Source organism: Thermodesulfobacteriota bacterium (assembly GCA_034189135.1).
Taxonomy (GTDB): Bacteria; Desulfobacterota; Desulfobacteria; order Desulfobacterales; family JAUWMJ01; genus JAUWMJ01.
Genome location: JAXHVO010000086.1, coordinates 73,663 through 82,307, shown reverse-complemented (window position 1 = coordinate 82,307; position 8,645 = coordinate 73,663). Strand labels below are relative to the sequence as shown.

The 8,645-nt window shown below is 47.5% G+C and carries 2 protein-coding genes; both read right to left on the bottom strand.

Going from position 1 to position 8,645, the window contains the following annotated elements; genetic code table 11:
- Positions 1-191: 191 nt before the first annotated feature.
- Positions 192-1,232 carry a 3-oxoacyl-ACP synthase III gene (locus tag SWH54_13205; protein ID MDY6792213.1) on the bottom strand — a complete coding sequence of 347 codons (1,041 nt, stop codon included), beginning with the start codon at positions 1,230-1,232 and terminating at the stop codon, positions 192-194.
- A 218-nt stretch (positions 1,233-1,450) separates the two neighbouring features.
- Positions 1,451-8,641 carry a beta-ketoacyl synthase N-terminal-like domain-containing protein gene (locus SWH54_13200; protein MDY6792212.1) on the bottom strand — a complete coding sequence of 2,397 codons (7,191 nt, stop codon included), beginning with the start codon at positions 8,639-8,641 and terminating at the stop codon, positions 1,451-1,453.
- Positions 8,642-8,645: the final 4 nt, after the last annotated feature.

The window sequence follows — 8,645 nt, the reverse complement described above, 5'->3', positions numbered from 1 at the left end:
GTTGGGTGACAGCCCTTACCGGATGGGTTTTGAACCCATTAGACTCCTTCAGCGAATTTCAAATGTGGCTCTTTCGCCACCTATTCCAACGCTCCAGACTTCGCCTGGCGCTACGATATTCGATATTCAAAACACCTTTCTCCCGCACCACGTACCCCGCAACCCGTACCTCGCAACCCGCAACGCGTAGCTTACCACTTAATTCCAAGCATCAGGCAGTTCAACCCACTGCCGATTCCTAAAAAACCGACCAGATCATTTTTAGCTAAAAATTCACGCTCTGAGGCAATGGCAGCGGTAATCGGAAGAGATACGGTTCCTATGTTTCCCAGATACTTAAAGGTGGTGAAATCCTTTTTTTTATCAATTCCAATAGACTCAAGGATGGTATTTTGATGGGTGGCGCCTACCTGATGGCAGATGATTTTATCCGGTTTGTTATTCGGCCATGAAAGCTCATTTCTAAAAGCGTTAAACGTTTCTATGCCCAGCTTAACGCCGTTTTGCAAAACACCCACAGAATCCGTCTCCATAATCTGGGGGCTGTTTGAAGGAATACCGGTATTCGGCCCCCAGCGACATAGCTTATAGTGCTCTGAAGCACTCCTTATCACCCCACCAAGTAGACGGTGTCCTTTATCGGAAAGCAGTTTATCGGTAAGCACCACCGCCACCGCACCTGACCCTCCTGTAAGTGTGGCCACGGTTTTTTTAAACATTTCCATATCTTTTGCGGCAAGGAGGCGATCAATGGTGATGTCCACGATTTGGCGGGCAGATTCACAGGATACAACCACCCCTGCTTTCATATGTCCGAGTTCAATGGCATTGGCAATCTGGACCATTCCGTTTAAAATACCCAGACAGGCATTGGAAACATCATAAACCTGGGTATCCGACCCCAGGCCCAGCCCGTGAGCTACTGAACAGGCAGTGGCAGGCTCCAGGTTGTCTCGGCATACCCCGCCATAGATAAGCATTCCGATAGATTCAGGGGCAATACCTGAATTCTCAATGGCTTTTTTCCCCGCTTTTACTGCACCTTCATACATCTTGTAGCCAGGATTCCAGAACCGGCGCTCTCGGATTCCGGTTAACGCCTCTAGTTGACCTTTTTGAAAATGAAGCGCCTCATAAAGTGGTTCAAGCCGCTTTTCAAGATCATCCGATGTGACCACGTTGGGGGCCAGTTCATAGCCGAAAGCATCAATATAAACTTTGGAGTAAAGCATAACACCTTAAAGCCGGAATATCTGAATTCGGCTCTTTAATATCAGTGAATAAAAATTGCTGGATCAATGGTTCCTGTTGCGGATTCCGTGTTGCGGGTTATAAAAAAAGATTGTTTTCGATTAGCAACTCGCAACTCGCAACTCGTGACATCATCTTTTAACTTAAAAACTGCCAGCTGAGAGCAACAACAAATTGTTTATATGATATCTCTAAACACCTACTTTACCGGAACCAGTCTAAAACCGAAGTTGTCCATCTTATATATATAAAGTCCATCAACTTTCAAGTATCCATTTGCAATAATTTCAGGATTCGGTTTGTCGGACATTTGAGTGACCACAGCTTCAACCTCAATTTTTTTATTTTGCGGAAGAATCTGGCCACGATAAATCCAGTTGTGAGGAGTTTGTGTTAACAGCTCCAAACGATGGCTGTTTTCAAGGTGTTTGAATCGATTTATGGCAATGAACCTGATCAGTTGCAGAAAAGATTCTATTCCGAGGGAACCGGGGCATACGGGGTCCTGGAAAAAGTGTGCCTGGAAAAACCATTCATCCGGGTTCACTTTTTTTATTCCGCGGATAAAGCCGAGGCCATATGGCCCGCCGTCAGGAACGTACATGTCTATTTGGTCGAGCATGAGAATAGCCTTGGCAGGCATTGAGAAAAAATGTGCTCGATCAATTTTATCATCGTCTTGATCGTCAGGAGTCAATGGCGGTTCGTGTTTAATAGCAAATGATTCGGCCTTTTCTATTTTTCCGGCTCCCGGTTCATAAGTCTGTTGGTCCTTACCATGAATGCCCTTTTGTACAGCCAGCGCTTCTCTGGTGAAGAAGCCGAAGCTGGTGTCACCCTGGTAGATTTTTAAGCCGGATTGAAAAACCTGAATATCAAACTCTTCAATAACCATATCGCCGGCCTTAGAAACCTGTGTCAATCTGGCACGAGAAGTCAGGGTATTTTTATCGGGCGGAATGTTTTGATATAAGGTCGTATTTCCTCCAAGGTTTCTGAATTTAAGGTCTTTTTGACTTTTAAGGGCTGATCCCATGTATGCGGCCAGCCATCCGCACGTTTGGAGCGCTATTTCGTTTATGATACAATAGGGCATAAAAGGGGCTCTGTTGGCTTTAAAGTACCAGGCATCAGGGCTTACGTCGTATTCCGCTTCGACCCATCCGTCGGGTTCCAGGAGCCACTGTTCAGGCTCGATGGATACAATTCGGTCGATAAAGGAATATGGGGGTGCGGGAAGTCTGGCGATGAATCTTTCACTGTCAAACGGCTGATACAAATCGCCGAATGCTTTTGACGGCTTTCCAGTGGTAAATTCTAAAATGTGGTTGCGATCAAATATGGCGGGTTGCGGGCTGCGGGTTGCGGGTTGCGGATCGCGGCTTACGGGCTGCGAGTTTAGAGTTGCCGGTCGCTTTTTAGATATTAAGTTTGATTTGTTTTCCCAGAATGATTCGATTTCTTCCCGTGTTATCCCTGTCATTTTCATGGACATGTCTTTAAATCTTACAATATGGTGGCCGTCTGCATACATGTCTGCATCGGCAATCACGTAAGGTTCGGGCGCGTACCCCAGCTCTTTGATATCCACTTGGTAAATAACCTGCTTGGTTTTCGGAGTCACAGGCCCGCGGCATTTAAGAACACTTTCAACGCCTGTGACCGGCTCGTAGCATACGTCCGGTTTGTCCGTTACCCAGCCGATCCGCTGGATAAATATTCTGAGGGTATGGGCGCAGCATTCATACATAAGGGTACCGGGCATGACCATGTCGTCTTTAAAATGGCAGGTCAAAAACCAGTCGTCCGGATGAATATCCGCCTGCCCCTTAATAGAACCGAGTCCGTATCGACCACCTGCAGGATCGAAAGAAAGAATACGGTCGATCAGTTTCATGCGGCCACCCGGGAGTCTCAGAGCCTCGGAAAGATTCATTCCGTTAAACAGCGGGCCGAAGCACTTTGACAGGTCACCCTTTCTAAGTGCTTCCACCGCATCATCGTCATAGCTTTCAGGATATAACCCAACCAGATTGTTCCAGTCATCCATTATTTTGCCCTTTAATGGCCGGGTATCTTCATCGGTAAGGATAATTCCCCCTGAACGTATCACCTCATCTTCGGTAAAAAAACCGGCACATCCGTTTGACATGCTGATTAGTAAATTGTGATTGATTCGTCCTTCAAAGTTGAAAAAGAAGAGATAGGTATCCCCTTGCCGCACAAATTTTTCTATTTCAATTTCATAGCGAATGATATCACCGGGCTGTGGCAATCCTGCGTGGAAGATGACATTTGCATCAAGAAGCCGGTATGTTCTTTTGCCCTTAACCACAAGGTCTATACCCAGATAGGCGCATAAAAAAAGATCTGCCTGCCCGGCTTCCACCGAGATACATACCGGAGCGTGACCACCGTCCAGATACCAGGCATCGGGAAGTACGTCATGCTCGGTCACCACTCGGCCATGACTCATGGAGCCTTTTTCACCTTCTACTGAAATGATCCTGTCAACCAGCATCAACGGCTCATCCGGAAGGCGCACTCTTGCCTTGTAGGTATCGACGACGGCGAATTCAGGGCCGAGTACTTTGGCAACAGAGCCGGTGGCAAATTCCATACACATCTCACGGGAAAAGGCCGGTTCCGGGAAAATGCGATGTGGTGAATCTTCGCCTTCAGGGGCGTATCCTTCGTCTTTGATAACAGTTTCAATCAGCTTTGTTTGAAGGGAAAATGTTTTTGCAAAATTTTTTGTTAAGTTGTTTGAAAAGTCCAAAAATTTTTGATGCGCTTTTGAGGTGGCTTCAATATTTTCAGACATGGTTTTGATAAGGTCTTGATGTCGGGTTCTCGTTTCCTTCTGCCCCGCTTTCAGCGGGATTTCCGCTTCGCTCCAACTGGCTTTGCTGTATGCTCCGCTTTTAGCAAGATTTTCTCTTTGCTCCAACTGGCTCTGTTGGTTGCTGGCTTGCCGGGCGTAGCCGAAAGCGAAGCCTGGTTTTTGTTTTCTACTTTTTAAAGGAGGTACGGCAAGGGAAGGAGATTTTCCTCCGACAATAATGCTTACCCGACCGGTAATTTTGTCCTTATCCTTTAAGGCAACTGTCGGAGGATAAAAATCATTTCCGTATAGTTTATCCAGGTTGACCGAAGCACGTTCCGCTGAAAGGGCGCTTAGCACATTTAATATCGTAATATAGTCGTCTTCACCATTCACACATGCGCTGGCAGCTAGATGTGGTTTGCTTTTAAGGATTTTATTGATCATTCTGGTGCAGGACGAGCCAGGTCCCATTTCCAGAAAGATGCGGATGCCGTCTCTATATGCCTGCTTTATGACAGCAGGAAAATCGAAGCCGGCAATGGCCTGCTGTAAAATTGAATCGGCCGTACTCTTACTGGTGAGATCGTATGATTTTCCTAGGGCACAGCTGTAAAATTTTAAATTGCCCGGCTGACTGGTGGGAAAAATATGCAGGGCCTTGTATGCCTCTGCCACAGGTATTGCCGCATCGCAGTGGACGGTAATCACACCGTCTAAAAAAAGTGCCGTACAACCCAGCATATTTATGGCGGCTTTTACATGGATCTCCCTGCCGCCAATCACACACTCATCCGGAGTATTGATGATCAGAAGCCGTGTGGTCGGCCATTTTTTAATCACTTTGCGAACAGTATCTGCAGAGCGATTAACCACGGCAACACACCAGTTAACCTCTTCATTAGCGGAAAGCCCCCAGGCTTTTCGAGCAGCGTGACACGGCCCGGCGAGTGAATTGGAAAAAAGGTCCGTGCGTTGCATGCGCTTCAGCATTTGACCGCGATCAGGCCATGCACCCATTGCAAAAAGCCCTGCCGACTCACCCAGACTGTATCCAATCACTGCGGAAGGTTTCAACTCAAAGTAATTCATGAGGCTGGAAACCACACCGCCATGTGCAACCTGGCCAAAAATCATATGAAGCGGATCGGATATAATTTTTTCCATGGCGTCTTTCTCCCATCCCGGCGACCACGAAATTCTCTGCGGAAGAAAGCAACCTGGGAGAAGCTGGGTTTTTAACTGAAGGGTCTTTGCATCCATCCCCCGTAAGATATCGGGCCACTGTACACCAATACCTCTGCCCATTGAGATATAATGGTTCCCGGAGCCGGGAAAGACGAGTGCGGTTTCACCTGTCAGACCCAGACGGTTTATAGAATAATGAATTCCACCCGACCCGTTTGCTCTTTGAGGTGTATCGGATAACACGGCACTTTTTGCCTGGGCAACTAAATTTTCAAGCCGGGAAATATTCTCTGCTGTAATTGAAACCGCATATTTTTGGTGTGGATGTGATTTGTTTTCCCGATACCAGCTGCGCGCCAGGTGCTCAATATTTTCCCGTGTGGACAAAGACTTTTTTTTGCTATGAATTAAAAGAGATTCCAGGCCTTGTATTAAAGAATTCTTGCTGTCTCCTTCAACGACAAACATTCCGTAAGGACTGACTCCCAATGGCCTTTTTCTTTCCTGTAAAACCTTTTTTTGTGTCTGCCCGGATAGATCTTCGGCCGATAAATACTCAAAACCTTCAAGAACGACATGCATGGTTGTTCCGTCGGGGGTCATGGATGCGACACATGCCCTGCGGGGGCCGTCTTGTCTATCTCTAAGCCAGAACTGTGGGAAAACAGGGATATGGAAAGCTGTGTTTTGCCGGAGGGTTTCAACCGGCTCAATAAAATTATTTAACGGGGGAATTATTTCCTGGTACAGGCTGAGACTTGTTTTAACCAGTGACGCAAGTCCTGCAACAGCACCGGTATGCCCGACATTTGGTTTCACGGAACCCAGTGCACAGGGTCTGTCATTACGGTTCGGATTTTTGGAAAAATAGTCGCAAAGTGCCTCTGATTCTACAGCGTCTTGCCGTCTGTCTCCGCTTCCGTGGGTTTCAACATAACTGACAGAAGATGGAGGTATATCGGCATCCTGAAAACAACGCCTTAATGAAAGCATATATGAGCTTTTTGACGGCACACTTTCTTTAATACCTCCCCCGCTTGCGCTTCCGATTCCTTTGATTACGGAATAAATTCTGTCACCGTCTTCAATAGCAGTATCCAGCCTCTTAAGTATAAGTGCGGCGGCTCCTTCCCCCGGCAGGGTACCGTCTGCAGATATGTCAAAGGGGCGAATGTGATCCTGTTTAGAAAATGGAATAATCATGTTAGAGGTAATGACGCTGCGTACGTCACCGAAAAGATCAATCGCACCCACCAGCATGCTGTTTGTTTCGCCCTGCTGAAGAAATCGGACGCCTGTTTCAAGCGCCCGCAACCCGGACGATTCTCCGCAGGAAACAATAAAACTGGGCCCGCCAAAACGAAATTCCCTGGCAATCCGGCTGGCAACAATTCCACCCAAAGCGCCAAGTGTTCGGGTATGAGAAAGGGGGTGACCGGATTCTTTCTTTAGCGATTGAAGCCAGGCTTGTGCCTGACTTTCATTCAACTCAAGCTGATATTTTTTTTCCCAGTTTTCAACCGAATTGGATAAATTCCAACGATGGTGAAAATTGGTTGCTTCAAAATCGAATTCAAGACCGATGATCACTCCCATTTGAGGGCGTTCTTTTCTTAATGGAAGATTTGCATCGGCCATGGCGCCTGCTGCAACCTTAAGCATTAGCAAATGCTGGGGGAGTATGTCATAAACTTCGATTGGCGGTATGCGGAAATCTCCCATGTCGATTGAAATTTCATCGATAAAGCCACCGTAAAAAGCCTGTCGGCCCAAGTGCCTGTTAGCGATATGGTCACAACCCACCCACCTGTCTTTTGGCTTTTTAATGATATTTGATTTGCCGCCTAAGACAACTTTCTGAAAATCTCTCAATGAATCTAAAGATCCGAAGATAGTTTCCATGCCGACAATGGCGATGGGGACATGTTGTTTGGTGGTGGGTACTGCAGGCGGGTCGGGACGAAGTGGAGATTCCTGTTTATGGGGAATACTGGCTGCTGGATGCCTTGTTTTTACCAGGGATTTACCGGTTTCTGAGACCCACTGTTCGAAAAGGAGATGACCGTTTATTCCGCCAAAGCCGAATGCACTGACCGCGGCGCGGCGGGGAAGATCGGCATTTCTTTTTTTCCATTTTTCGGCAGATGTCTGCACGCGAAAGGGGCTGTTTCGCAGAGGACTTTTCTCCGAAGCTTTTGAAAAATTTAGTGATGGTGGAAGGATCCTGTGTTTAAAGGCCAACAGGGTCTTAATCATGCCTGCTGCACCGGCACCTGTCAAAAGGTGACCGATCATCGACTTGATTGACCCGATTGGACATTGTTTGGAGGACCAGCCGGATTCGCCCCAGAGGCTTCTAAGGCTGTGCAACTCAGTGGTATCTCCCACCGGTGTGCCTGCGCCGTGGCATTCGATAAGATCAACATCGTGGGGTAACCAGCCGGCAGATCGATAAGCGTTTTTCATGGCACGAACCTGGCCTTTGCTTTCAGGAGCAAGAAGATTTCCCCTCATGTCATTGGAAAGACCGATGCCTTTTATGAGACCGTAGATTCTGTCTTTCTCGTGAATGGCATCTTCAAGTCTCTTTAACACAAGAATACCGGCACCTTCTCCCACCACAAGGCCGTCCGCACTTTCGTCAAAAGGAGCACAGCGACCTGAAGGAGATAAAGCCTGAAGCTGACTGAAACCGACCTGAGTATAAAGGCATTCCGGCCTTGATACGCCGCCGGCCAGCATTGCATCGGCACGGTGAGACAAAAGCTCATCACAGGCCAGTTTAACCGCATAAATAGATGAGGCGCAGGCAGCATCCAGGGTATAACTTCCGCCGCTAAGGCCAAAGCCTTTGGCAAGTACAGCTCCCGGAAGGCTTGTCACCCTGGAGGAAAGGGACTGATTCCTGGTAACAGGATGAATCGTGCGACTGCCAAACAGCTTTTCTTCCAGGGATGACCCCAATATCTCTCTGGTGATGGCCGAAGACGCATCTGTGGGCAGTGCAATTGCCGCCAGAACCACACCCGTGCGATTTTTTGAATGAAGTGGGACCTGGCAATCTGCAATGGCAGCCCTGCCTGTATGGAGAACTAGGTGGTACAAAGGATCGAGCTCTTTCAATATATCATGATCAATGTCAATTCCTTGCGGATCAAATTGAAAATCATTAATCAGGCAGCATCGACTGGAAAGCGCTTTATCGGGCATTGGGTCAGGATGAACCATCAGTTCAGGATCGACGATCCACCTGTTTTTGGGCACCTCACGGGATGCTTGTGCTTTATTTATGATATTCTGCCAGAATGTATCAAGGTCGGGGGCATCCGGGAATAACCCTGCCATCCCTACCACGGCAATAGATGAATTGTTATTCATTTTC